General features: G+C 59.7%; 23 protein-coding genes. 19 read left to right on the top strand and 4 right to left on the bottom strand.

Features of this window, described 5'->3' with window-relative positions; all coding sequences use genetic code 11:
• The first annotated feature begins 182 nt into the window (after positions 1–182).
• The 4 genes from HGP17_RS19535 (at position 183) to mutT (ending at position 3722) form a co-directional block, all read left to right on the top strand.
• On the top strand, positions 183–1106 hold the full coding sequence (locus HGP17_RS19535) for a peptidylprolyl isomerase (RefSeq protein ID WP_168812047.1): 924 nt from the start codon (positions 183–185) through the stop codon (positions 1104–1106).
• A 174-nt stretch (positions 1107–1280) separates the two neighbouring features.
• A complete protein-coding gene (argJ, locus tag HGP17_RS19530; protein WP_168812045.1) occupies positions 1281–2522 on the top strand; it encodes a bifunctional glutamate N-acetyltransferase/amino-acid acetyltransferase ArgJ in 1242 nt (413 codons plus the stop codon).
• Positions 2503–3312, top strand: coding sequence for a GNAT family N-acetyltransferase (locus tag HGP17_RS19525; RefSeq protein ID WP_168812043.1), 810 nt, complete (start codon positions 2503–2505; stop codon positions 3310–3312). The genes argJ and HGP17_RS19525 overlap by 20 nt, the downstream gene beginning before the upstream one ends.
• Positions 3309–3722 carry an 8-oxo-dGTP diphosphatase MutT gene (gene mutT / locus HGP17_RS19520; protein ID WP_168812041.1) on the top strand — a complete coding sequence of 138 codons (414 nt, stop codon included), beginning with the start codon at positions 3309–3311 and terminating at the stop codon, positions 3720–3722. The genes HGP17_RS19525 and mutT overlap by 4 nt, the downstream gene beginning before the upstream one ends.
• Positions 3723–3776: 54 nt before the next feature.
• Here mutT and HGP17_RS19515 read toward each other — a convergent pair whose 3' ends face one another.
• Complete coding sequence (locus tag HGP17_RS19515; protein WP_168812039.1) at positions 3777–4103, bottom strand: hypothetical protein; 327 nt, start codon at positions 4101–4103, stop codon at positions 3777–3779.
• A 388-nt stretch (positions 4104–4491) separates the two neighbouring features.
• Between HGP17_RS19515 and HGP17_RS19510 the strand changes: the two genes are divergently transcribed.
• Positions 4492–4806, top strand: a complete 315-nt coding sequence (locus HGP17_RS19510; RefSeq protein ID WP_168812037.1) for a hypothetical protein — start codon at positions 4492–4494, stop codon at positions 4804–4806.
• A gap of 107 nt (positions 4807–4913) precedes the next feature.
• The gene (locus HGP17_RS19505; RefSeq protein WP_168812035.1) at positions 4914–5096 is read left to right on the top strand and encodes a Flp family type IVb pilin; all 183 of its coding nucleotides are present in this window, start codon (positions 4914–4916) and stop codon (positions 5094–5096) included.
• 36 nt (positions 5097–5132) lie between these two features.
• Here the strand turns inward: HGP17_RS19505 and HGP17_RS19500 are convergent, their stop codons facing one another.
• Positions 5133–6017, bottom strand: coding sequence for a methyltransferase domain-containing protein (locus HGP17_RS19500; RefSeq protein ID WP_168812034.1), 885 nt, complete (start codon positions 6015–6017; stop codon positions 5133–5135).
• A gap of 92 nt (positions 6018–6109) precedes the next feature.
• Between HGP17_RS19500 and HGP17_RS19495 the strand changes: the two genes are divergently transcribed.
• Genes HGP17_RS19495 through HGP17_RS19475 form a run of 5 tightly spaced genes read left to right on the top strand, consistent with a single transcriptional unit; the run spans position 6110 to position 9087 of the window.
• Positions 6110–6886: a ComF family protein gene (locus HGP17_RS19495; RefSeq protein WP_168812032.1), complete on the top strand. Its 777-nt coding sequence runs from the start codon at positions 6110–6112 to the stop codon at positions 6884–6886.
• Positions 6887–6916: 30 nt separating this feature from the next.
• Complete coding sequence (gene grxC, locus HGP17_RS19490; RefSeq protein ID WP_168812030.1) at positions 6917–7174, top strand: glutaredoxin 3; 258 nt, start codon at positions 6917–6919, stop codon at positions 7172–7174.
• Between the two features lie 43 nt (positions 7175–7217).
• Entirely contained in the window at positions 7218–8075 is an 858-nt protein-coding gene (locus HGP17_RS19485; protein WP_168812028.1) for a carbon-nitrogen hydrolase family protein, read from the top strand.
• Positions 8072–8500 (top strand): DUF1178 family protein, encoded by a 429-nt coding sequence (locus HGP17_RS19480; RefSeq protein WP_168812026.1) that lies wholly within the window; start codon positions 8072–8074, stop codon positions 8498–8500. The genes HGP17_RS19485 and HGP17_RS19480 overlap by 4 nt, the downstream gene beginning before the upstream one ends.
• Positions 8500–9087, top strand: a complete 588-nt coding sequence (locus HGP17_RS19475; RefSeq protein WP_168812024.1) for a DUF3291 domain-containing protein — start codon at positions 8500–8502, stop codon at positions 9085–9087. Before HGP17_RS19480 ends, HGP17_RS19475 begins: the two co-directional genes overlap by 1 nt.
• Positions 9088–9111: 24 nt before the next feature.
• On the opposite strand, the gene ubiG is transcribed toward HGP17_RS19475, so the two are convergent.
• A complete protein-coding gene (gene ubiG / locus HGP17_RS19470; protein WP_168812022.1) occupies positions 9112–9864 on the bottom strand; it encodes a bifunctional 2-polyprenyl-6-hydroxyphenol methylase/3-demethylubiquinol 3-O-methyltransferase UbiG in 753 nt (250 codons plus the stop codon).
• A 259-nt stretch (positions 9865–10123) separates the two neighbouring features.
• Between ubiG and HGP17_RS19465 the strand changes: the two genes are divergently transcribed.
• The 8 genes from HGP17_RS19465 to HGP17_RS19430 all read left to right on the top strand — a co-directional run bounded on the left by HGP17_RS19465 (position 10124) and on the right by HGP17_RS19430 (position 21271).
• On the top strand, positions 10124–10750 hold the full coding sequence (locus tag HGP17_RS19465; protein WP_168812021.1) for a hypothetical protein: 627 nt from the start codon (positions 10124–10126) through the stop codon (positions 10748–10750).
• A 172-nt stretch (positions 10751–10922) separates the two neighbouring features.
• Complete coding sequence (locus HGP17_RS19460) at positions 10923–12197, top strand: aspartate kinase (RefSeq protein ID WP_168812019.1); 1275 nt, start codon at positions 10923–10925, stop codon at positions 12195–12197.
• A 100-nt stretch (positions 12198–12297) separates the two neighbouring features.
• The gene (gene ptsP / locus HGP17_RS19455; protein WP_168812017.1) at positions 12298–14565 is read left to right on the top strand and encodes a phosphoenolpyruvate--protein phosphotransferase; all 2268 of its coding nucleotides are present in this window, start codon (positions 12298–12300) and stop codon (positions 14563–14565) included.
• A 92-nt stretch (positions 14566–14657) separates the two neighbouring features.
• Positions 14658–15737, top strand: coding sequence for a peptide chain release factor 1 (gene prfA, locus HGP17_RS19450; protein WP_168812015.1), 1080 nt, complete (start codon positions 14658–14660; stop codon positions 15735–15737).
• Positions 15734–16609, top strand: coding sequence for a peptide chain release factor N(5)-glutamine methyltransferase (prmC, locus tag HGP17_RS19445; protein ID WP_168812013.1), 876 nt, complete (start codon positions 15734–15736; stop codon positions 16607–16609). Before prfA ends, prmC begins: the two co-directional genes overlap by 4 nt.
• 348 nt (positions 16610–16957) lie before the next feature.
• The gene (locus HGP17_RS19440) at positions 16958–17659 is read left to right on the top strand and encodes a DUF4167 domain-containing protein (protein WP_168812011.1); all 702 of its coding nucleotides are present in this window, start codon (positions 16958–16960) and stop codon (positions 17657–17659) included.
• Between the two features lie 352 nt (positions 17660–18011).
• Positions 18012–20615: an ATP-dependent chaperone ClpB gene (clpB, locus tag HGP17_RS19435; protein WP_168812010.1), complete on the top strand. Its 2604-nt coding sequence runs from the start codon at positions 18012–18014 to the stop codon at positions 20613–20615.
• Positions 20616–20755: 140 nt separating this feature from the next.
• Positions 20756–21271 (top strand): AAA family ATPase, encoded by a 516-nt coding sequence (locus HGP17_RS19430; protein ID WP_168812008.1) that lies wholly within the window; start codon positions 20756–20758, stop codon positions 21269–21271.
• 30 nt (positions 21272–21301) lie between these two features.
• On the opposite strand, the gene HGP17_RS19425 is transcribed toward HGP17_RS19430, so the two are convergent.
• Complete coding sequence (locus tag HGP17_RS19425) at positions 21302–23242, bottom strand: peptidoglycan DD-metalloendopeptidase family protein (protein WP_168812006.1); 1941 nt, start codon at positions 23240–23242, stop codon at positions 21302–21304.
• Between the last annotated feature and the right edge of the window lie 486 nt (positions 23243–23728).

Genomic DNA, 23728 nt, shown 5'->3' with positions numbered 1-23728 from the left:
GGAGTATAGCGCAAAACGGCCGGAAACTGTTCTGGACGCGAGGTTGCGTGACAGATAAGAGGGGGGTCGATTGATGTCAACGGGATTTGGCCGATACACAAAGGCCACATTCTCCTGCTGAAGGCTTTTTTACGCCGGATTCAGATCTATCGAGCCGGTCGAGATCACCGAAGGGTTATTTTATGTTGAAGTATAACAAACTTGCTGCGGTTGCTTTCGCAACAATCGTTACCTTCCAGGCTCCGGTCTTTGCGGCCGATGCCAAGGACCCCGTAGTCGCCAAGGTCGGCGATGTCGAGATTCACCAGTCCGAACTCGATCTGGCGATCGCCAACCTCGATCCGCAGCTCGGCCAGCTCCCGGACGACCAGAAGAAGGTTGCCGCGCTTTCCGCTTCGGTCGACGTGAAGCTCCTGTCGCAGAAGGCTGCGGCCGAGAAGCTCGACCAGACGCCGGACTTCCAGGCTCATATGGCTTACCTGCGTGACCGCGAGCTCCACAATGCCTACTTCAAGGCTCACGTGGCTGACTCCATCAAGGACGACGAAGTCAAGGCTCGCTACGACAAGGAAGTCGCAGCCCTGCCGAAGCAGGAAGAAGTTCACGCCCGCCACATCCTCGTCAAGACCGAGGACGAAGCCAAGGCGATCATCAAGGAACTCGACGCCGGCAAGGATTTCGCCGAACTCGCCAAGGAAAAGTCGACCGACCCGAACAAGGCTGACGGCGGCGATCTCGGCTATTTCGGCCATGGCCGCATGGTCAAGGAATTCGAAGACGCGGCTTTCGCTCTTCCGGTCGGTACCTACACGAAGACCCCGGTCAAGACCGATTTCGGCTGGCACGTCATCAAGGTTGAAGACAAGCGTAATGCTCCTCCTCCGCCGTTCGAACAGGTCAAGGATCAGGTTCGTCAGCTCGTCATGCGCGACAAGTATCTTGAGCTTCTGAACAAGGCCAAGACCGACACCAAGGTCGTGATCAACGATCCGGCGCTCAGCAAGGCTTATGACGATGCGCAGAAGCAGCAGGATGCGGCACCGGCTGATGACGCCATTGCTCCTGCCGACGGTGCGGCAGCGCCCGACGCGCAACCGCAGCAGTAATAGACAGCAGTGAAACAATCAGGGCCCGGGTTTTCCGGGCCTTTCACTGGAGCCGGATGATTTTGGGTCGACACGACGTAAAATCCGAATCCGCTCCAGAATTGAAAAGCAGAGCATGATGTGATCCGAAAACCGCCTAGACTTTTCGGCATCATGCTCGTCTAGGTGGGTCTCATGTCCGGTTCCGTTTCTCCGCTCGCTCCCAAATCCTTTGTGTCCATGCCTGCCCTTCGCGGAGTGCGCATGACCACGGCGTCCGCCGGTATCAAGTACAAGAACCGGACCGATGTCCTGTTGATGGTTTTCGATAAGCCGGCCGCTGTGGCTGGCGTGTTCACACGCTCGAAGTGCCCTTCGGCTCCCGTCGATTTCTGCCGTAAGAATCTTGCACATGGCAGCGCGCGCGCCGTCGTGGTCAATTCCGGCAATGCCAATGCCTTCACCGGTCTGAAGGGACGCCAGGCGACGGAACTGACGGCCAAGTCCGCGGCGGCTGCCGTCGGCTGCGGCGAGAACGAAGTCTATCTCGCCTCGACCGGTGTCATCGGCGAGCCGCTTGACGCCACCAAGTTTGCCGGCGTGCTCGACACGATGGCCAAGGATGCAGTCGACGATTTCTGGTTCGAGGCCGCCAAGGCGATCATGACCACGGATACCTATCCGAAGGTCGCGACCCGCACCGCCGAGATCGGAGGCGTCAAAGTGACCATCAACGGCATCGCCAAGGGCGCGGGCATGATCGCGCCCGACATGGCGACGATGCTTTCCTTCGTCGTCACGGATGCCGATATCTCGTCTGCCGCCCTGCAATCACTGTTGTCCGATGGCGTTGGCCCGAGCTTCAACTCCATGACCGTTGACAGCGACACATCCACGTCGGACACGCTGATGCTGTTTGCGACGGGCGCTGCTGCTGCCGACGGACAAGCGCATATCGATCGTGCGGACGATCCGAAGCTTGCGGCTTTCCGCGCAGCGCTCAACGAACTGCTGAAGGATCTCGCCATTCAGGTCGTTCGCGATGGCGAGGGCGCCACCAAGATGCTCGAAATCACCGTGACGGGTGCGGAAAGCGACGAGGCTGCCAAGCGCATCGCGCTTTCAATCGCCAATTCGCCGTTGGTCAAAACAGCGGCTGCCGGTGAGGATGCCAACTGGGGCCGCGTTGTCATGGCCGTCGGCAAGGCTGGCGAAATGGCTGATCGCGACAAGCTCGCCATCTGGTTCGGCGATGTCCGCGTTGCCGTCAATGGCGAGCGCGACGCTTCCTATTCCGAGGAAGCCGCCTCCAACGTCATGAAGCAGCAGGATATTCCGGTGAAGGTCGATCTCGGCCTCGGCAATGGCCGCGCAACGGTCTGGACCTGCGACCTCACCAAGGAATATGTTGCCATCAATGGCGACTACCGGAGCTGATATCCAACTGATGCATGCGCAGTCCACGATAAACAAGCTGCCCTTGGTGCGCAGGCTCGAAGCCGTCGGCTTCCGGGCCTGGCCTGCCTCGTCGGTGCAATATGATGGCAGCTGGCAGGTGCGGCTCACGGCCGGCCACCCGTCGAAGCGGCTGAACTCGGTCGTTCCGCTCGATCCTTCCGATCACCGCGATCTCGAAATTCGCCTGACCAAGGCGCAGCGTAAGTTCGAAGCCTATGGCCGGCCGATGGTCGTGCGCGAGACGCCGCTGGCGTCGCCGATGCTCATCGACCTTCTGCGCGAGCGCGGCTGGAAGCGGTTCGACGAGACGATCGTCATGACCGCCGATCTCGTCGATCTCGAGCTGCCCGATACGCTGGACCACCTGCCGAGCCACGATGTCGGGCGCTTCGTTGATGCAAGTCTTGTCGTTGACGAGGCCGATCCGTCGCTGAAGCCGGCGCTTGCGGAAGTGGTGAGTGGTATCAAGCCGCCATCCGGCCTTTTCGTCATCGAGGATGCCGAGGCCGGGCCGCTGGCGACGACGCTTTGCGTTCAGGACAACGATCTCGCCGGCGTCATGTCGGTTGCCGTATCGGCGCAGCATCGCCGCAAGGGCCTCGGCGTCGAGATCCTGACGTCGGCACTCCGCTGGGCGCGCATGCGCAGCGCCAAGACCGCGTGGCTCCAGGTCAGCGCCGACAATGCGCCGGCCCTGACGCTCTATGCCCGCTTCGGCTTCCGCGAAGCCTATCGCTATTGTTACTGGCAAGCTTCGGTGAAAGCATGAGCGAGGCAGGCCGCAAGATCGTTCTCGTTGCCGCCTGTGCGCTCATCGATACCGATGGTCGCATTCTTTTGGCGCAGCGCCCCGAAGGCAAGTCGCTTGCCGGTCTCTGGGAGTTTCCCGGCGGCAAGGTCGAGGCCGGCGAAACGCCGGAGGAGACGCTGGTGCGCGAGCTTGATGAAGAGCTTGGCATCCAGACGAAGATCGCTTGCCTTGCGCCTTTGACCTTTGCCAGCCACACCTATGAAACATTCCATCTGCTCATGCCGCTGTATATTTGCCGTCGGTTCGAGGGTATTCCGCACGGCCGGGAAGGGCAGGCATTGAAATGGGTGCGGCCACAGGCGCTGCGCGATTATCCCATGCCGCCGGCCGACGAGCCGCTGATCCCTTTCCTGCAGGATTTGCTTTAATTTTTTGTGGCAAGGGCTTGGTTGGCGCTGCCATTGGGTGGCGTCGCGACGTGTCTAGACATCCTTGAAATTGAAATTCGGCTTGGCGAGCTGATCGAGGTGGGAGACGCCGGACTCCTTGGTGGACGCATCCGCTTTCGGCATTCTGCGGAGTAGATCCTTCAGCATGTAGGATTGCCTGTTACATTCGCTGCGAATTGCTTCCAGATGTTCGAGCATCAGGCCAAAGGCAAAAATCATGGCGCCGCTAAACGCGTAGGAAAGGGCAACGACCAGCCCTGCCGCTACGCCGCCTGCACTTCCGAAAAACAACATCGCGATCCCGAACAGGATCGCAAGACCAACCACCAAGCCGCCAACCACCTTGAGCAGACCTGCCACGTTTAAATTCCCCCGCAACTCAAGATAACAAGATATACCCTAGGCGTTATATCATGGCGCGCAAGTGTTGGTCTCCATTATTTGGTGTATTGAAGAATTTTTCTGGCATTGCTTGCTTTCGAGGAGCGAATTTGCTGTCCTGTAGCGGGGCGGACCCATTTCGGGTTTACGCCGTTACGGTTCGAAATGCGTTAAGCCAATACATCGCAATTATGGTTAATGAAAATTAGTCATTTAAAATCAGTTCTATAGTCTGATTCGACTGCTGTCCCGGAATTTTACGTCTCTTTAGTTTGCATGTGGATATTAAGGGATCGTTTATGACCTTCTGGCATTCAATTCTCTCAATCAAGCGGGTTGTTGGGTGCGTTAAAGAAGGCTTGAAATAATGGACGACGATTTCTGGAAAGCTGTTCAGGAGAAAGAGCAGTCCTATTCCACGTCGCGCAAGACGGGCGCGTTGAATATCGCTCTGCTGTTCGGTACGGCGGCGGTCGCGCTTTCGCTTATCCTGACGCCGATGCTATCGGACAAATCCAAGCAGCGCGTGCTTGCAAGCGCGCCGGATCTTGATACGATCACCACGGGGTCAATCCCCCAGACCGAAAACGGCAAGCGTTACACGATCCGCCGCAGCGTGCTGCAGAACGAGCCGGGCTCGGTTTGCATCGTTCAGGGTTATGGCGCCGATAGCGGCTGCTGAAAGTTGCATGAGCATAGTCTACCGATGCAATGATGAGCATCGGGGTCTGCGGATGCCATGACGAGCATCGGATTCACTTGTTGTCCAATGCTTGGAGCTTTGAGCGTATGCGTTCCATACGGCGTTTTTTCAATGACAAGACCGGCGCCACGGTAATCGAGTATGGGCTGATTGCCGCCCTTATGTCGGCTGCGATCATCAGCGGCGTTGGCGCTTTTGGCGGGAGCCTGTCGCGCACCCTCAATACCGTGTCCAGCCAGATGCAAAATTCCTCCGGCTCAGGCAATTGAGGTCGCCGTCGGCGGCCCTTTTCTTCTGATTGGCGGCTATTGCTTCAGCTTGTGCTCTTCGACCTTGAGCGCATCGGCCAGGCGCGCCTTGGCGGAGCCTGGGCGCAGCGGCTTCTGCTGGCTTTCATGCGGCGTCCAGCCCGAGACATAGATAATTGAGAACGTCGCGCGGATGCGCCCGTCCGGATCGGAATAGCGCTCGGCGTAAATTTCGGCTGCGCGAAGGAAGAAGGCGCGTGTCAGCGGCTTGCGGCTGCGGTCGGCCAGCGGATTGGTCATGCCCATGGCGCGCAGGTCGCGCATCAGGGCAAACAGGCTGTCATAGCGGACCGTGTAGGTCTCGGCATCGATGACCGGCAGGGTGAAGCCGGCGCGCTGCAGCAGCCCGCCGACATCGCGGACGTCGGCAAAGGGGATGACGCGCGGACTGGCGCCGCCCGTCAATTCGACTTCGGTGGCCAAAAGCACGTCACGCAGTTCCTGCAAGGTTCCGAGACCGGGGATTGCGGCAAGGAAAAGTCCATCGGCTTTGAGTGCGCGGCGGATCTGAATGAAGACACCCGGTGTGTCGTTGGTAACATGCAGGCTGAGCGGCGAGAGTACGAGATTGACCGACTCCGCCTGCAGCGGCAATTCCTCCAGCGGCGCGGCAATGACGGTCTCTCCGGGTGCGGCAAAGCCCGCTTCAGTTTCGACCCGACTGAGATGGCCGATCTTGCCGGTCGCCAGAGCCATGCGGGCGGCGATGCCGGTGACGCCATGAAGTTCGACAGCCTCGTCGAAGTGACGTTCGGTAACGGCCAGACGCTCGGCCAGTTCTTCGGCGGCGATATCGAGCAGAAACGCCGCCTTCTCGTCTCCCTGTCTCAGTGCCCGGCGCTTGCGGGCTGCGAGCAGCGATTGGTCGAACACGATTTCCATGGCGTTTCCTGCAATATCAACATTTCGGCGGGCGTGCCGGGCACGCGTGTTTTCCTTCGCAAAGCCTGCGGGAAAAAGCTAGTGTCAATCATATGGGGATGCTGGGGCGCGAAATCACGTTGTCACGGGTGCGATCTGGGCTAATCAGGCCCTGGATTGCTTTGGCTGATCTCATTTACCCGCCTGCCTGTTCGGGCTGCGGGGTTTCCGTCGGTGCGCATCGAGGGCTTTGCCCCTCGTGCTGGTCACGCATCCGTTTCATAGAGCGGCCCTATTGCGAGGTTCTGGGCAGCCCTTTTTCTCATGATCTCGGCGCGGGAATCCTCAGTGCCGAAGCTATCGCCGATCCGCCCGTCTTCGACCGCTTGCGCTCCGCTGCCGTGCATGACGGCATCGTGCGGGATCTCGTCCTCAGCCTCAAATATCGCGATCGCACCGATCTGGCGCCGATGATGGCCAGCTGGATGCTGCGTGCGAGCGATGGCACCGTTGCGGCCTGTGATGCGATCATCCCCGTGCCGTTGCATCGGACGCGCCTGTTTTCTCGCAAGTATAATCAGGCCGCCGAGCTTGCCCGTCATCTTTCGAGGCTTTCCGGCAAGCCGCTGCTGGCTGCGACCCTGTTGCGCGTCAAGCGTACCAGCCAGCAGGTCGGCCTCGGTGCAAAGGCGCGCCAGGATAATGTGCGCGGAGCCTTCGCACTTTCCGAACATCGGGCGGCGGATGTGTTCGGCCGCCGCATCGTGCTTGTCGATGATGTCTATACGACCGGTGCGACGGTCGCGGCTGCCACGCGGGCGCTGAAAAAGGCGGGGGCGGCCGATGTGACGGTTTTGACCTTTGCAAGGGTCGTCGGCCATCTTATATGACAGACAATCTAAGCTTTTCCGGAGTGGATCATGGCATCCGTCGTTATTTATACCCGCGAATTCTGCGGCTACTGCGCCCGCGCGAAATCCCTGCTCGATTCCAAGGGCGTCGCTTACGTCGAGCATAATGCCACCTATTCTCCCGAGGCACGGCAGGAGATGATCGCCAAGGCAAACGGCCGTGCGACCTTTCCGCAGATCTTCATCAATGGCGAGCATGTCGGCGGTTGCGATGACATCCATGCGCTTGATCGGGCCGGCAAGCTCGACCCGATGCTGGCCGCCTGATTTGTCTTGAACGCCTGATTTGTCTTGAACGAAGGAGACTGCGATGAGCTTCAAGGCCGCTGCCATCCAGATGTGTTCCGGTGTCGATCCGGTGAAGAACGCGGCTGACATGGCGCGCCTGGTGCGTGACGCCGCGTCCAAGGGCGCGGTGTACGTGCAGACGCCGGAGATGACCGGTGCGGTCCAGAAAGATCGCCCCGGGCTGCGCGCTGTGCTGCGTGACGAGCCGAACGATACCATCGTCAAGACGGCGTCCGAGCTCGCGAAAGAGCTCGGCATATATGTCCACATCGGCTCGACCGCCATTGCGCTCGATGACGGCAAGATCGCCAATCGCGGCTTTCTCTTCGGCCCCGACGGCAAGCTCATCAACCGCTACGACAAGATCCACATGTTCGATGTCGATCTCGACAATGGCGAGAGCTGGCGTGAAAGCGCCGTCTACCGGCCCGGATCGGAAGCGCGGATCGTATCGCTGCCTTTTGCGGAGCTCGGTTTCTCCATCTGCTACGACGTGCGCTTTCCGCAGCTTTTCCGCGCCCAGGCCGTGGCCGGCGCCGAGGTCATGACGGTGCCTGCCGCCTTCACCAAACAGACGGGCGAGGCGCATTGGGAAATCCTGTTGCGTGCCCGCGCCATCGAAAACGGCATGTTCGTCATTGCCGCCGCACAGGCCGGCAAGCATGAGGACGGTCGCGAAACCTTTGGCCATTCGATGATCATCGATCCCTGGGGCAAGGTGCTCGCATCCGCCGGCGGCACAGGCGAGGCCGTCGTCATCGCCGAAATCGACGTGGCCGCGGTAAAATCCGCCCATGACAAAATACCGAACCTGAAGAATGCGCGCGAATTTTCGCTGGAGAAGATCGCGACGCCGACGTCTGGAGGCGTCGCTGCTTGATCCGCTATTCGCTCAGCTGTGACAATGCCCACGAGTTTGAGGGCTGGTTTTCCGAAAGCGCCGATTTCGATCGCCAAGTCGCGAGCGGATTTCTGACCTGTCCCGTCTGCAATTCGGCTGCGATTTCCAAACTTCTGATGGCGCCTTCGGTGTCTACGGCACGCAAGAAAGATGAGATGCAGACGCTTGCCATGAACACGGCGCGCAAGGAAGCGATGACCAAACTCAAGGAAGCCGTCGAGGCCATCAAGGCGAATGCCGAGGATGTCGGTGCGAAATTTCCCGAAGAGGCCCGCAAGATCCATTACGGCGAAGCGGATGCGCGTGGGATCATCGGCAAGGCGACGCCGGACGAGGCTCAGGCTCTTGTCGATGAGGGCATCGAGATCGCTGCCATTCCCGTGCTTCCAGACGACGTGAACTGATGCCGGCGCACGCCGACTGGCATCTTGCGATGTATAATTTCGGGCTGCATGTCGCTGCCTATGACAGTCCCGCCGTCGAAGGGTTTCGGCTGCGGGAGGCGGCAAATTTCGAGGCGGCCGCCCGTGCCCAGGGTTTCGTCGGGCGCTCGGGCTATGCCGGTGAGCCGGGCCCTGACTGCTGGGGCACACAGGTCTTTCCGCGTTTTATGGACGGCAGCGGTTTTAAGACGGCACCATCGTCACTGTCGCTCTGGACCGATATCGAGTCGCTGATGGCGTTCAGCTATAGCGGTGTTCACGCCGACGCCTTGAAACATGCGCGTCACTGGAATGTCAGGCAGGTCTGGCCGCCGCTGGTGCTCTGGTGGGTGGATGCCGGGCTTGTTCCCAAATGGAAGGATGGCGTCGAGCGCTTGGAGCGCCTTCACGATCACGGCCCCGGCGCGGCCGCTTTCACCTTCAAGCAACCCTATCGGCCTAACGGCGAGCCTGCCGAAATCGATCGCAGTCGCGTGAAGCAGATCGCCGCATTCAACACCGCGGGGCAACGCGAACTGATGGCGCATGTTCTGACCTTGAAGGTCTAGCATGCGCTACGCGTCATGCCGGCCTCAGCTCAGGTTCGGTCGCTTCGCCAGGAGCATGTAATTCACGTCCATATCCTTCGACAGGTTCCAGCGATCCTGCAGAGGCGAGTAGAAGACGCCGGTGCGCGTGATGATTTCCAGACCATCGGCCGTAAGCGGCTTTTCGATCTCTTCCGGGCGCACGAGCTTTTCATATTGATGGGTGCCGCGCGGCAGCCAGCGCAAAACATTTTCGGCGGCAAAGATGGCGAGCGCGGCCGCCTTCATCGTTCGGTTGATGGTCGCAACGAACATCAGACCGCCGGGTCGCACCATCTTTGAACACGTGGACAGGAAGAATTCGACATCGGCAACATGCTCGACCACTTCCATGTTGAGCACGATGTCGAAGGTTTCGCCGGCTTCGGCCAACTGCTCGGCGGTAACGGCGCGATAATCGACGGGAACGCCCGAGGCGTTCGCATGGGTCGACGCGATGCCGATGTTCTTTTCCGATGGGTCGGCGCCGACGACGCTGGCGCCCATGCGGGCCACCGGCTCCGACAACAGGCCGCCGCCGCAGCCGATATCGAGCACACGCAGGCCTTCCAGCGGCCGGCTGCTTTTCAGATCACGGCCGAAATTCTCGCAGGCGCGGTCACGAATATAGGCAAGACGCACCGGATTGAACTTGTGCAGCGGTTTGAACTTGCCGGTCGGGCTCCACCACTCCGCCGCCATGGCGGAGAAACGATCCACTTCGCTCTGGTCGATCGTGGTTTTCGCCGTTTCGGTCATGGCTCACTCCTTGGTCTGCACTGTGCGATCCGCTCGCATGATCGCGAGGCAAGGTTTCGTCTCCTGTGAAGTCGGACGATCGGGAGCCGATGTCAAGGGCCGCCAGGTCACCGCATCGTCACGCCCTTGCGATAGCGTCAGCGGCAGACAGTCTAAGGTTGACAAGGAACGGTCTCATGGCAATCAATCGCTGCGGCTTTCAATCGGAGTTTCAGAGCCTGGATCGCGCGCCGGTCTTCGGTATGGGGAGGAGTTCTTGATGAGACCATTTCGTGTTGTATCAGCGGTTGCCATCGTCTGTCTTGCGGTCGGCCAAGCCTATGCTGGAGATGGAAAGGGCTTTCGCCTGAAGGTCGATGGCGTCGAGGTCGGCATCAACCCCGGGGATAGCCTTGATGTGACTTTGAAGGACGGGCGAAAGGTCTCTGTGGAGCTGCAGCGCAGCGAAACCGTGACATTCAGCGGCGGCAAATTTTCCTTCGACCATGACGGCAATTTTGCAGTCGCCAAGACCGATCTTGGTGGCGGCGTGCAGCAATATGCGCTGATAACACCGATCGGAACCGGTCTTATCGTCCAGGAATACAAGGGTCTTAATCCCTCCAGCATAACGGACTTCGTCTTGCAGCAGATGGTGCAGGAGAGCCTCAATGCTGGCGCCAAGATGACGAAGGAGACGGCGCAGCGAACGCTTGCCGACGGCAAAGTTCTGAATGGCGTGAAGGCGGAGACGACGACACCCAACGATGTCATGGACTATGAGATCGTCGCGACCGGGCGTCCGGATGGCGGCGTGCTCGTCGCCACCTTCGCCAACAAGGAGAATATTCCCAAGGACGGGGCCATTATCGACAAGCTCTGGTCGAGCTTAAAAGTTGACTATTAAAAGAAAGTTTTAGTCTGCCCGGGCATGGGATGCTATTGCACCCGCCTGCCAAACTCGCTAAGAGACGCCCCCATTGAGATCACGCTTTTCCGGCTATCGAACCGGAAGGGCGATTTTGCATGCCGGGCTTATCGCATTTCGGCCGCCTGGCGCTGGGTACTGGTAGAGGCACATGGCACGCATCGTGATGAAATTCGGCGGGACCTCCGTCGCGGATCTGGACCGTATCAAGAATGTCGCACGCCATGTGAAACGTGAAGTCGATGCCGGCCACGAGGTTGCGGTCGTCGTTTCCGCCATGTCCGGCAAGACCAACGAACTGGTCGGCTGGGTCCAGAACATGCCGAAAGTCGCCGGTGCCGAACACTCGATCTACGACGCGCGCGAGTATGACGCGATCGTTGCCTCCGGTGAGCAGGTAACCTCGGGCCTGCTGGCGATCGCGCTGCAGGCGATGGGTATCAACGCCCGCTCATGGCAGGGTTGGCAGATTCCGATCCGCACCGACAACGCGCATGGTGCTGCCCGCATTCTCGAAATTGACGGCGGCGAGATGATCCGCCGCATGGGAGAGGGCCAGGTGGCTGTGGTCGCCGGCTTCCAGGGACTGGGTCCCGACAATCGCATCTCGACGCTGGGTCGCGGTGGCTCCGATACATCGGCGGTGGCGATCGCCGCGGCCGTGAAGGCCGATCGCTGCGATATCTACACCGATGTCGACGGCGTCTACACCACCGATCCGCGCATCGAGCCGAAGGCACGCCGCCTGAAGAAGATCGCCTTCGAGGAAATGCTCGAAATGGCCTCCCTCGGCGCCAAGGTGCTGCAGGTACGCTCGGTCGAGCTGGCCATGGTATTCAAGGTCCGCACCTTCGTGCGCTCGTCTTTCGAGGATCCCGATGCTCCGGGCATGGGCAATCTGCTTAACCCGCCCGGAACGCTGATTTGTGACGAGGAAGAAATCGTGGAACAGGAAGTAGTCACCGGCATTGCCTATGCCAAGGATGAGGCCCAGATCTCGCTGCGCCGTCTTGCCGACCGGCCGGGCGTTTCCGCCGCGATCTTCGGGCCGCTGGCTGAAAACCACATCAATGTCGACATGATCGTCCAGAATATTTCCGAGGACGGCTCGAAGACTGACATGACCTTCACGGTTCCTTCGGGCGATGTCGAAAAGGCGCTTCGCGTTCTCGGCGAGAACAAGGAAACCATCGGCTACGACGTGATCCAAAACGAATCAGGTCTGGTCAAGGTTTCGGTTATCGGCATCGGCATGCGCTCGCATGCAGGCGTGGCCGCGACCGCTTTCCGGGCACTTGCCGAAAAAGGCATCAACATCAAGGCTATTACGACGTCAGAAATCAAGATTTCCATCCTGATCGACGGTCCGTACGCGGAACTCGCAGTCAGGACTTTGCATTCCTGCTACGGTCTGGATAAGAGTTGATTCTGGACTGCTGACGACGGACCGTGACGGAGGCGAGTTTCGGCCGGCCCTGACGTGGGCAAGAATGGCATGATATCTTGATTCGGGAGCTAGAGACGCAATGAGAGACCTATCCGGCGGTCCACGCGTTCTGCTCAAGCGGCTACGCGAATTGATGGCGGAGCCGCTGGAGCCGCAGGAGCGTCTTGACCGGATCGTCCGTCAGATCGCCGGCAACATGGTCGCCGAAGTGTGTTCGGTCTATGTGCTGCGCGCCGACGGCGTGCTTGAGCTCTACGCGACCGAAGGCCTGAACAAGGAAGCCGTCCACCTATCGCAATTGAAGATGGGACAGGGCCTCGTCGGCACGATCGCGGCCTCCGCCCAGCCGCTCAATCTATCGGACGCGCAATCGCATCCCGCCTTCCGCTATCTGCCGGAAACCGGCGAAGAGATCTACCATTCCTTCCTCGGCGTGCCGATCCTGCGCACCGGCCGTTCGCTCGGCGTTCTCGTCGTGCAGAACAAGGCGAGTCGCAACTATCGCGAAGAAGAGCTGGAAGCGCTCGAAACGACGGCGATGGTGCTGGCCGAGATGATCGCCACAGGCGAACTCAAAAAGATTACCAAGCCGGGCCTCGAGCTCGATCTCACCCGCTCGGTCACGATCGACGGCGACAGCTACAATGAAGGCATCGGCCTTGGCTATGTCGTGCTGCATGAGCCGCGCATCGTCGTCACCAACCTCCTGAACGAGGATGCCGACAAGGAAATCGGCCGCTTGGCACAGGCGCTCGGCTCGCTGCGCATTTCGATCGACGACATGCTGTCGCGTCGCGACGTGTCCATGGAAGGCGAGCATCGCGAGGTGCTGGAAACCTACCGCATGTTCGCGCACGACCAGGGCTGGGTGCGTAAGCTCGAAGAGGCCGTGCGCAACGGCCTGACGGCTGAAGCCGCCGTCGAAAAAGTGCAGAGCGATACCAAGGCGCGGATGATGCGCCTGACCGATCCCTATCTGCGCGAGCGCATGCATGATTTCGAGGATCTGGCGAACCGGTTGCTGCGCCAGTTGATCGGTTATTCCGGTCGCACCAGCGCCGACAGCTTTCCGAGCGATGCGATCATCTTTGCGCGCGCCATGGGCGCAGCCGAACTGCTTGATTACCCGCGCGCCAATATTCGTGGCCTGGTGCTCGAAGAGGGTGCGGTCACAAGCCATGTGGTGATCGTCGCGCGTGCCATGGGTATTCCGGTTATCGGCCAGGCAACGGGGATCGTAGCGCTTGCCGAAAATGGCGATCCGGTCATCATTGATGGCGATGGCGGTCACGTGCACCTGCGGCCAATGGCCGATCATCAGCGCTCCTATGAAGAAAAGGTGCGTTTCCGTGCTCGCCGTCAGGAGCAGTTCCGTGCCTTGCGCTCGGTCGAGTCGGTCACCAAGGACGGGCAGCGCATTTCATTGCAGATGAATGCCGGCCTGTTGGTCGATCTGCCGCAGCTTGCCGAATCCGGCGCTGAAGGCATCGGTCTTTTCCGTACCGAACTGCAATTCATGATCGCCTCGACCATGCCGAAGGCTGCCGAACAGGAAGCCTTCTACCGCAATGTCTTGAAGCAGGCGAACGGGCGTGTCGTCACCTTCAGGACGCTCGATATCGGCGGCGACAAGGTCGTTCCGTATTTCAGGGCGCATGAGGAAGAGAACCCGGCGCTTGGCTGGCGCGCCATTCGTCTTTCGCTCGACCGGCCGGGCCTGCTGCGCACGCAACTGCGCGCCATGCTGAAGGCTGCGGCCGATGGCGAGCTGAAGATGATGGTGCCGATGGTGACGGAAGTGTCCGAAATCAGGGCGGTGCGCGAACTCCTGCAAAAGGAAGTTCAGCACCTCTCGCGCTTTGGCCACAGCCTGCCGCGCAAGCTGCAATTCGGAGCGATGCTCGAAGTGCCGGCGTTGTTGTGGCAGCTGGACGAGCTGATGGCCGAGGTCGATTTCGTCTCGGTCGGTTCCAACGATCTGTTCCAGTTTTCGATGGCCGTCGATCGCGGCAATGCGCGCGTCGCGGATCGCTTCGATCCGCTCGACCGACCGTTCCTGCGTATTCTTCGGGATATCGTGCGGGCCGGCGAGCGCAACAAGACGCCGGTGACCTTGTGCGGCGAGCTGGCCGGCAAGACGATCTCGGCAATGGCGCTGCTCGGACTTGGCTTCCGTTCGGTGTCGATGTCGCCGGCCTCGATCGGACCGGTCAAGGCCATGCTTCTCGGGCTCGATCTCAAGGCTCTGTCCGATATCATGGAAACGGCGCTGAACGACACGCAGCCGACGACATCGATGCGCGATATCCTTGCCGATTTTGCCAAGAGTCACAATATTCCGCTCTAGCGTGCCTGATCCACAAAGACACCAAACGGTTTCCGGACAAGATCATGCGCACAACATCACAGCAGACATAATAAGAAGAATTGGAGTTCAGGGTGGCGAAGCTTCCCATTGAAAAAATGCGCGAACTGGAGCGCCGCTTCGGCGAAATCGAGGCGCGCATGTCCGCCGGGCCGGCGGCCGATGTCTATGTGAAGCTTGCTTCCGAATATTCCGAGTTGCAGCCCGTCGTCACGAAGATCCGCGATTACGAACGCGCCATGACCGAGGCCGCCGATCTGGAGACGATGCTTTCAGACAAATCCGTCGATCGCGAGATGCGCGATCTCGCGGAGATGGAGCTGCCTGACGTCAAGGAGCGTATCGAAGCGCTCGAGCAGGAGATTCAGATCCTGTTGCTGCCGAAGGATTCGGCAGACGAAAAGAGCGCCATTCTTGAAATTCGCGCCGGCACCGGCGGTTCCGAGGCGGCGCTTTTCGGCGGCGATCTCTTCCGCATGTATGAGCGCTTTGCCGCAAACAACGGCTGGAAGGTCGAGGTTCTCTCATCGAGCGAAGGCGAAGCGGGTGGGTTCAAGGAAATCATCGCCACCATCAGCGGCAAGGGCGTGTTCTCGCGGCTGAAATTCGAATCCGGCGTTCATCGGGTGCAGCGCGTGCCGGAAACCGAGGCGGGCGGCCGCATCCATACATCGGCGGCAACTGTCGCCGTGTTGCCCGAGGCCGAGGAAATCGATATCGAAATTCGTGCCGAGGATATCCGCATCGATACGATGCGGTCCTCCGGCGCCGGCGGCCAGCACGTCAACACGACGGACTCGGCGGTGCGCATCACACATCTTCCCTCGGGGATCGTGGTAACGAGTTCGGAGAAGTCGCAGCACCAGAACCGGGCCAAGGCGATGCAGGTTCTGCGCTCGCGTCTGTTCGATATGGAGCGTCAACGCGCCGACAGCGAGCGCTCGGCCGATCGCAAGAGCCAGGTTGGCTCGGGGGACCGGTCGGAACGCATCCGAACCTACAACTTTCCGCAGGGCCGGGTCACTGACCACCGTATCAATCTGACGCTCTACAAGCTTGACCGAATGATGATCGGCGAGATCGACGAAGTCGTCGATGCGCTTCTGGCGGATTACCAAGCGAGCCAGCTCGCTCAGCTTGGCGAACAGGCATGAGTGGCGGGCAGGGGTCGACCGTAGCCGGGCTCCTGCAGGAAGTGCGGGCCCGTTTTGCCGAGGCCGATCTCGACGATCCCGCCACAGAGGCGCGTATTCTCGTCGGCGGCCTGCTGCATTTCTCTTCGACCGAGCTGGTGACGCGCGGTCCGCAAGCCGTATCTGCGGACGATGTGAGTGCGGCACGGAAGGCCATCGAGCGTCGTCTGAACCACGAACCGGTTTACCGCATTCTCGGCGAGCGCGAATTTTACGGACTGCCGTTGCGGCTTTCGGCGGCCACGCTGGAGCCTCGCCCCGATACGGAAATTCTTGTCGATACGATGCTTGCGCATGTCCGGCGCCTTGAATCGCAGAAGGGGAGTGTCCACATACTGGATATGGGAACCGGAACCGGGGCTATTTGTTTGGCTCTGCTTCATGAATGTCCGCAAGCGACGGGCGTCGGTTCCGACATCTCCAGCGAGGCGCTGGAGACCGCACGTGGCAACGCGGAGCGGAATGGCTTGGCGGCGCGGTTCAAGACTGCGCATGGAAGCTGGTTTGACGCCGTCCACGAACGATTTCATGTGATTGTCTCAAATCCGCCCTATATTGCCTCCAGTGTCATTTCCACTCTCGCTCCAGAAGTAAAGGATTTCGATCCTCCCGCGGCCCTTGACGGTGGCCTTGATGGGCTGGATGCATATAGAGCGATCGCGAAAGACGCGGCGCGGTTTCTACATCCCGATGGCATAGTAGGAGTAGAGATCGGTTACGATCAGCGTGAAATGGTGACTTCGGTTTTTGAAGGAGCAGGATTTCTCCTAGTCGAGGCGGTTCGTGACTACGGCCAGAACGACCGGGTACTAGTGTTTGAATTTCAACATTAACGCGACATCTTGCTGCGGATTTGTGGAACCACTGTTGTTATCGCGAAGAAAAAGCTTGGATTTCCTGAGGAAGCGATATAGGTTGCGCTCACGCGTTGGGCGGCTGGGAATAGGCGAGACGATTCGCCTGTCTTGGACAGCCTCGGGGATCCGCTCTTTGGTAAGAGTGTCAAAGGTTGAAGATAACCCAATGCGTGATCAGTTAATCTGACGTAGTCGAGCGGCAGACCAGCGCTAAAGCGCAGTTTGCTTGCGGCACGCAGGCCCTGGTTCGGAAGGTTCCGAACCGCGGCGGCAGGTGTCGTGTATGATTTTTATCCCAACGAAGAGAATTCAGGTGAAGGATCTATGAGGCCAGGACAGCAGAACAAGCGCGGTCGGGGGCGTGGTAACAACAACGGCGGCGGTGGCGGCGGAAATAACAACAACAACAATTTCAACCGCAAGGGCTCCAACCCGCTGACCAGGACCTACGACAGCTCCGGTCCAGATGTGAAGATTCGCGGAACCGCCCAGCATATCGCCGAAAAATATTCGGCTTTGGCCCGCGATGCACAGAGCTCCGGCGACCGTGTCATGGCAGAAAACTACCTGCAGCATGCCGAACACTACAATCGGATCATTGCCAGCGCCCAGGCGCAGATGCAGGAGCGCTATCAGCGCGACGATCATCATAACTACAACGAACGCGATGCAGGCGACCGTGACATCGACGATATCGATGCCAACGAGATGGACGACCAGCCGCAGATGACACAGGCTCCGGCCCGTCAGCAGCCCGCTCCGGCCCCGGTAGCAGCCGCTGCTCCCGAGCCGGAAGTCATCGACGGCACTGGCCCGCAGCCTGTGATCGAAGGCATCCCCGCGGAAGTCGCCATCGAAGAAGAAACGCCAGCTGCCGCGACAGAACGCCAGCCGCGCCGCCGCAATGCTGGCGGCAGCCGCCCGCGTCGTCAGCCGCGCCGCAGCGCTGCAGGCGCCGAAGGCGAGGGCGAAGGCGAGGCAGCATCGGGCGAAGCTCCGGCTTTGGCGGACGCCGCTTCGGAATAATTTCACGCCTCCTTGAGAGGTGCGATTGATAAGCATTGTGAACGGCAGCGCGAAAGCGCTGCCGTTTCGGCTTTTATGGCGTGGTTCTGAAGATGCCCGTCTATCCCCAAGGCTCATATGAAGTCGTTGGCACCCGCATTTTCGGCGATGCCAACGAGGCCGTTTCGGCAGTGTAAAATCCTCTCGTTTTCGCTTTTTCCACCCTTTAAACTGCCGGGCATTCCTCCCATATTCTGCTCAGCTGCTTCGCCGTAAATCCCAATGACGGTAAAGCCGGGCCTGCCTTTTGAGGGGGCTCAATCTCAAACATCGTTCTGTGCCGCTAGGGCAGTGCGATTCATGGAGGTCTAATATGAATATTGAAAAATACTCCGAGCGGGTACGCGGTTTCCTGCAATCCGCCCAGACCAATGCGCTTGCGCAGGGTAATCAGCAGTTCACGCCTGAACATGTGCTCAAGGTACTTCTTGACGACGACCAGGGAATGGCCGCTTCGTTGATTGAGCGTGCCGGTGGCGATGCCAAGGCCGCCCGGCTTGCCAATGATGCCGCCCTTGCCAAACTGCCCAAGGTTTCCGGCGGTGACGGACAGGTTTATCTCGCGCAGCCGCTTGCGAAGGTTTTTGCTACGGCTGAAGATGCCGCAAAGAAGGCCGGGGACAGTTTCGTCACCGTCGAGCGTCTTTTGCAGGCTTTGGCCATGGAGCCAACAGCTTCGACCTCGGCCAGTCTGAAAAAGGCCGGTGTCACGCCCGTTGCCCTCAATCAGGTCATCAACGATATCCGCAAAGGCCGCACGGCCGACTCCGCCAACGCGGAGCAGGGTTTCGATTCCCTGAAGAAATATGCCCGCGATCTCACCGCCGAGGCCCGTGAAGGCAGGCTTGACCCGGTCATCGGGCGCGACGATGAAATTCGCCGCACGATCCAGGTTCTGTCCCGCCGCACCAAGAACAATCCTGTGCTGATCGGTGAGCCCGGCGTCGGCAAGACCGCCATCGTCGAAGGCTTGGCGCTGCGCATCGTGAATGGTGACGTGCCGGAATCGCTGAAAGACAAGAAGCTGATGGCGCTCGATATGGGTGCCTTGATTGCCGGTGCGAAGTTCCGCGGCGAATTCGAAGAACGTCTCAAGGCCGTTCTGAACGAGGTGCAGTCGGAAAATGGCGAGATCATTCTGTTCATCGACGAGATGCACACGCTGGTCGGTGCCGGCAAGGCCGATGGCGCCATGGATGCGTCCAACCTCCTGAAGCCGGCGCTAGCTCGTGGCGAATTGCACTGCGTCGGCGCGACCACGCTCGATGAATATCGCAAGCACGTCGAGAAGGATCCGGCTCTTGCCCGTCGCTTCCAGCCCGTCATGGTCGAGGAGCCGACGGTCGAGGACACGATCTCGATTCTGCGCGGTCTGAAGGAAAAGTACGAACAGCATCACAAGGTGCGCATCGCCGATGCCGCGCTGGTGGCTGCAGCAACCCTTTCGAACCGCTATATCACCGATCGCTTCCTACCCGACAAGGCCATCGACCTGATGGACGAAGCCGCAGCGCGGCTGCGCATGCAGGTGGACTCCAAGCCGGAAGAGCTCGACGAACTCGATCGCCGCATCATCCAGCTGAAAATCGAGCGCGAAGCGCTGAAGAAGGAAACCGACCAGGCTTCCGCCGACCGGCTGAAGCGGCTGGAAACGGATCTTGCTTCTCTGGAAGAGGAAGCCGATGCGCTGACGGCGCGTTGGCAGGCCGAAAAGCAGAAGCTCGGCCTTGCTGCCGACCTCAAAAAGCAGCTCGACGATGCCCGCAACGAACTCGCCATTGCCCAGCGCAAGGGTGAATTCCAGCGTGCCGGCGAGCTTGCCTACGGCGTGATCCCCAATCTGGAGAAAGACCTTCACGCAGCGGAAGAGCAGGATAGTGCCCGCGATTCCATGGTGCAGGAGGTCGTCACCGCTGACAACATCGCCCAGGTCGTGTCCCGTTGGACCGGGATTCCCGTGGACAAGATGCTCGAAGGCGAGCGCGACAAGCTGCTCCGGATGGAAGACGAGCTGGCAAAGTGGGTCGTCGGTCAGGGTGACGCCGTTCAGGCTGTTTCCCGTGCCGTTCGCCGTTCGCGTGCCGGTTTGCAGGATCCGAACCGGCCGATTGGCTCGTTCATCTTCCTCGGCCCGACCGGCGTCGGCAAGACGGAGTTGACCAAGGCGCTTGCGCGCTTCCTTTTTGACGACGATACCGCGATGGTTCGTATCGACATGTCGGAATACATGGAGAAGCACTCCGTGGCCCGGCTGATCGGTGCTCCTCCCGGCTATGTCGGCTATGAGGAAGGCGGTGCGCTCACCGAAGCCGTCCGCCGCCGGCCGTATCAGGTCGTGCTGTTCGACGAGATCGAAAAGGCGCATCCCGATGTCTTCAACGTCCTGCTCCAGGTTCTGGATGACGGACGTTTGACGGACGGGCAGGGTCGCACCGTCGATTTCCGCAACACCATGATCATCATGACCTCCAACCTGGGTGCCGAATATCTGACCCAGCTCAAGGACGGTGATGACAGCGATCTGGTGCGCGAACAGGTCATGGACGTGGTCCGGTCGCATTTCCGGCCGGAATTCCTGAACCGTGTCGACGAGATCATCCTGTTCCATCGCCTGAAGCGCGATGAGATGGGCGCGATCGTCGATATCCAGCTGGAACGGCTTCTGAAGCTGCTGTCGGAGCGTAAGATCACGCTCGAGCTTGATGAGGATGCCCGCCATTGGCTCGCCAACAAGGGGTACGATCCGGTCTACGGCGCACGGCCGCTGAAGCGGGTCATCCAGAAATATGTCCAGGATCCGCTCGCAGAGCAGATTCTCTCAGGGCAGGTTCCGGATGGATCGGCAGTCAAGGTCACCAGCGGTTCGGACAGATTGCTGTTCCGCTCGCGGCAAGCTGTGAATGAACAAGCGGCGTAAGTCGCTCGAATGTCGAGATGAACTGGAGATGGCGGCTTTCGGGCCGCCATTTACGTTTGGAGCTTCCATTCGAAAACCGGCTTGCCGGGGGCAGCCGCCTCTGTGAAGCTGGATTGGACGCGGCAAAAGGGGAGGCGATTGTGCTTGTCATCTTGAGTGGTTTGCCGGGAAGCGGGAAAACCACGCTTGCCCGTGCGCTGGCCGCGCGTCTGGGCGGTGTGCATGTTCGGCTCGATACGATCGAGCAGGCTTTACGGAACTCCGGCACGTTGAAAGCGGATGTCGGAGCTGCCGGGTATATGATCGCCTATGGTATTGCGCAGGATAATCTCAAGCTGGGGCGCGTGGTGATCGCGGATTCGGTCAATCCCATTTCCGTGACGCGAGAGGCTTGGCGTCAGGTAGCGCAAGGTGTCGAGGTTTCAGCGATCGAAATAAACGTTCTCTGTTCCGATACGGCCGAGCATCGGCGTCGTGCGGAAACACGCGAGGTCGACATAGACGGGCATATCAATCCGACATGGGATGAGATCATCAATCATACGTTTGACGACTGGGACAGGGACGTCATCATCGTCGACACCTTCCGGACGTCGGCTAACGATATCGCTGAAGAACTTGTTGCTCGGCTGGCAAAGTCGCAGGTATCGAAATAGTCCGCCGTTCCAGCCTATGCCGGCGAGGCGCTATTTGCTGGCAACCTGTTTGGTCTTTTCGTCGCTCAGCAGAGTATCGATGCGTTTGCGTTCTTCCTGGAATTTGGCGAGCGCATCGCCTTCCAGCGACTTGCCGCCGGGAAGGCGAATGCGCAACGGGTCGACCTTGGTGCCGTTGACGATCAGCTCGTAGTGAAGATGCGGTCCGGTTGCGAGGCCTGTCGAGCCGATGAAGCCGATGACTTGCCCCTGAACGACCTTTGCGCCCGGCACGACACCCTTGGCGATCGCGCTCTGGTGGTTATAGGACGAAACGTAGCCGTTGGCATGCCGGATGAGCGTCTGGTTGCCGAAACCGCCGGAATCCCATCCCGCCTTTTCGACGATGCCATTGCCGGCGGCGATGATTGGCGTACCGCGAGGGGCTGCCCAATCCACGCCCGTGTGCATGCGGGCAAAGCCAAGAATGGGGTGGCGTCGCATGCCGAAGCCGGATTTGAAAATGCCCGTCGGAACGGGGTTTCGCAGCAGGAATTGACGGATGCTCTTGCCGGCCTCATCAAAGTAATCGATCGAATGATCCGTCGGATCTTCAAAGCGATAGAAGCGGGTGACGGTGTCGCCGAATTTGGCGTTGACGTAAAGCAGCTCGGAGTCGGCCGTTGCCTGACCCTTGTCGTCTGTTACGGAGAAAAAGGCTTCGAGGGAATCCGTCGGCTTCAGCTGGGCTTGGAAATCGACGTTGCTGGCAAGCAGCTTGATGATCTGGGCAATCATCTCCTTGCTCATTCCGTAGGAAAGCGCGCCGCGATAGATGCCGTCGTAGGCGCTCGGCAGATCGCGGCCGGCGGATGCCACGGGAGCATCGTTGTCGAAGGCGGTGGCGATGGCATCGAGCATCGGCGGTGCGCTGCCCGAGACGAAATCGCCATGGTCGTTCTGTGCAATGGTCAGCAGATGCGTTGTGCCGCGATAGATGCTGGCGCGAATGATCTTGGCCTGCTCGCCCTTTTGCAGGATGCCGATGCGAAGCACGTCGCCGGAGGAAACATCGGACGAGCCGAAGACCGGCTGGATCTTTGCCGTGATGTCGTCCGCGTCGGCTTTCAGATAGCCGGCATTGGTCAATGCCGTGGTGATCGGCATATTCTCGCGGATGGGAATGATATCGTCGGCGAATTCTTCGGTCTGCGCGGTCACGGCCTCCGGGGCGGAGACCGACATGTTCTCCTCAACGACGCGCGCCGCAAGACCGGCGGTCAGATCGACATCGGCATCGTCATTGGCGAAGCGACGGGGATCGACATAATAGAGCGCGGAAAGCTGCGTGTTGCCATCGGCGAGAATAGACCCATTGGAACGCACATTCTCTTCGACCTCCTCAAGCGACATCGAGCCGGCGAGCGGGAATGGGATGTCCTTGGCCGGAAAGGATATGGTCTTGAGGCTGACTTCGGATTCAACGTCCGACCCGTAGATCGCTCCGGTTCGGTTGGCGGGCTGCGGTATGTTCTCGTCGGCGGAGAAGATCGCAAGCGGATCGAAGGGCGGATAGCTCTCGCTGGCAACCCGGTTGGCGGCGAGCGTGATCTTCACATGCGCAAACGGCTGGCGCCGAACTACTTCCTTGTCGCCATCGCGCACGACGGTCGACACTTCCAGGACATTGCGATCGGAAGGCTTGGAGGCGATTGCGGTCGCGACCAGTCTTCCGCCGCGCGTGACCTGGTCTTCCGAGGTGTCGTGGCTGTCCGTCGTAGCGTAGGCTTCGGCCGGGATGGCCAATTGCTGACGGCCGTCGAGCGCTGCAAACAGTGCGACGCCCATCAATATGCTGGAGGTGACGCCGGTAAGGAAGGTTCCGGAAAGCCAGCGCAACGAAACCTCGCGGCGGTCCGGAGCCCGCCGGCCGTCGGCCAGGATTGGCGGCTCGTTGCCGAGCGATCGGAGCATCATCTTGTCCGTCATCATGCCAATCGAGATCCGCTTTCCTTTATGCGAGCCTTAGGCTGGGGGCGAAGATGTGCATATTTATGACAGAAGTGTCAAATCAAGGGGGCTGTTTTCGCCGATTCGGATCGCCGTTCCCCAGGAGATTGCCCATTCCGCAGGCTTCTATTCTCGTTATTCGCCCGGCATTTCTGCATATCTCGCCTTATATAGAGGCAATCTGACGGCTTCCGGATCGTGGCGCTGCAGCGATACGCCTCGTCTGGACATCGATTTTGTCCCTTCCCGATACCCGTCATAATTCTCTCATGAGAATCAATCAGTTATCTATTTTTATGATTTTTTCAAAACAGGGCTGTTGACTACTTCGTTGGGTAGGGTCTATAAGCCCGATCACTGACGAGGGCGGCGGCGCTGCTGGCGACGAAGTCTCTCGCTCTGGTGTTTCCTAGATTGGCTGCGATGCTGATTTGTGGTTCTGGGCTTAGGTGCCTGGGATTGTGGGAA

It is taken from the genome of Rhizobium sp. P38BS-XIX, from assembly GCF_012641435.1.
GTDB lineage: Bacteria > Pseudomonadota > Alphaproteobacteria > Rhizobiales > Rhizobiaceae > Rhizobium.
This window is presented reverse-complemented; position numbering and strand designations above follow the sequence as displayed.

Bases quoted from the DNA above. Each gene is read 5' to 3' on its own strand.
- HGP17_RS19535 (WP_168812047.1), top strand. From the start codon at position 183: ATGTTGAAGTATAACAAACTTGCTGCGGTTGCTTTCGCAACAATCGTT.
- argJ (WP_168812045.1), top strand. From the start codon at position 1,281: ATGTCCGGTTCCGTTTCTCCGCTCGCTCCCAAATCCTTTGTGTCCATG.
- HGP17_RS19525 (WP_168812043.1), top strand. From the start codon at position 2,503: ATGGCGACTACCGGAGCTGATATCCAACTGATGCATGCGCAGTCCACG.
- mutT (WP_168812041.1), top strand. From the start codon at position 3,309: ATGAGCGAGGCAGGCCGCAAGATCGTTCTCGTTGCCGCCTGTGCGCTC.
- HGP17_RS19510 (WP_168812037.1), top strand. From the start codon at position 4,492: ATGGACGACGATTTCTGGAAAGCTGTTCAGGAGAAAGAGCAGTCCTAT.
- HGP17_RS19505 (WP_168812035.1), top strand. From the start codon at position 4,914: ATGCGTTCCATACGGCGTTTTTTCAATGACAAGACCGGCGCCACGGTA.
- HGP17_RS19500 (WP_168812034.1), bottom strand. From the start codon at position 6,017: ATGGAAATCGTGTTCGACCAATCGCTGCTCGCAGCCCGCAAGCGCCGG.
- HGP17_RS19495 (WP_168812032.1), top strand. From the start codon at position 6,110: ATGGGGATGCTGGGGCGCGAAATCACGTTGTCACGGGTGCGATCTGGG.
- grxC (WP_168812030.1), top strand. From the start codon at position 6,917: ATGGCATCCGTCGTTATTTATACCCGCGAATTCTGCGGCTACTGCGCC.
- HGP17_RS19485 (WP_168812028.1), top strand. From the start codon at position 7,218: ATGAGCTTCAAGGCCGCTGCCATCCAGATGTGTTCCGGTGTCGATCCG.
- HGP17_RS19475 (WP_168812024.1), top strand. From the start codon at position 8,500: ATGCCGGCGCACGCCGACTGGCATCTTGCGATGTATAATTTCGGGCTG.
- ubiG (WP_168812022.1), bottom strand. From the start codon at position 9,864: ATGACCGAAACGGCGAAAACCACGATCGACCAGAGCGAAGTGGATCGT.
- HGP17_RS19465 (WP_168812021.1), top strand. From the start codon at position 10,124: ATGAGACCATTTCGTGTTGTATCAGCGGTTGCCATCGTCTGTCTTGCG.
- HGP17_RS19460 (WP_168812019.1), top strand. From the start codon at position 10,923: ATGGCACGCATCGTGATGAAATTCGGCGGGACCTCCGTCGCGGATCTG.
- ptsP (WP_168812017.1), top strand. From the start codon at position 12,298: ATGAGAGACCTATCCGGCGGTCCACGCGTTCTGCTCAAGCGGCTACGC.
- prmC (WP_168812013.1), top strand. From the start codon at position 15,734: ATGAGTGGCGGGCAGGGGTCGACCGTAGCCGGGCTCCTGCAGGAAGTG.
- HGP17_RS19440 (WP_168812011.1), top strand. From the start codon at position 16,958: ATGAGGCCAGGACAGCAGAACAAGCGCGGTCGGGGGCGTGGTAACAAC.
- clpB (WP_168812010.1), top strand. From the start codon at position 18,012: ATGAATATTGAAAAATACTCCGAGCGGGTACGCGGTTTCCTGCAATCC.
- HGP17_RS19425 (WP_168812006.1), bottom strand. From the start codon at position 23,242: ATGATGACGGACAAGATGATGCTCCGATCGCTCGGCAACGAGCCGCCA.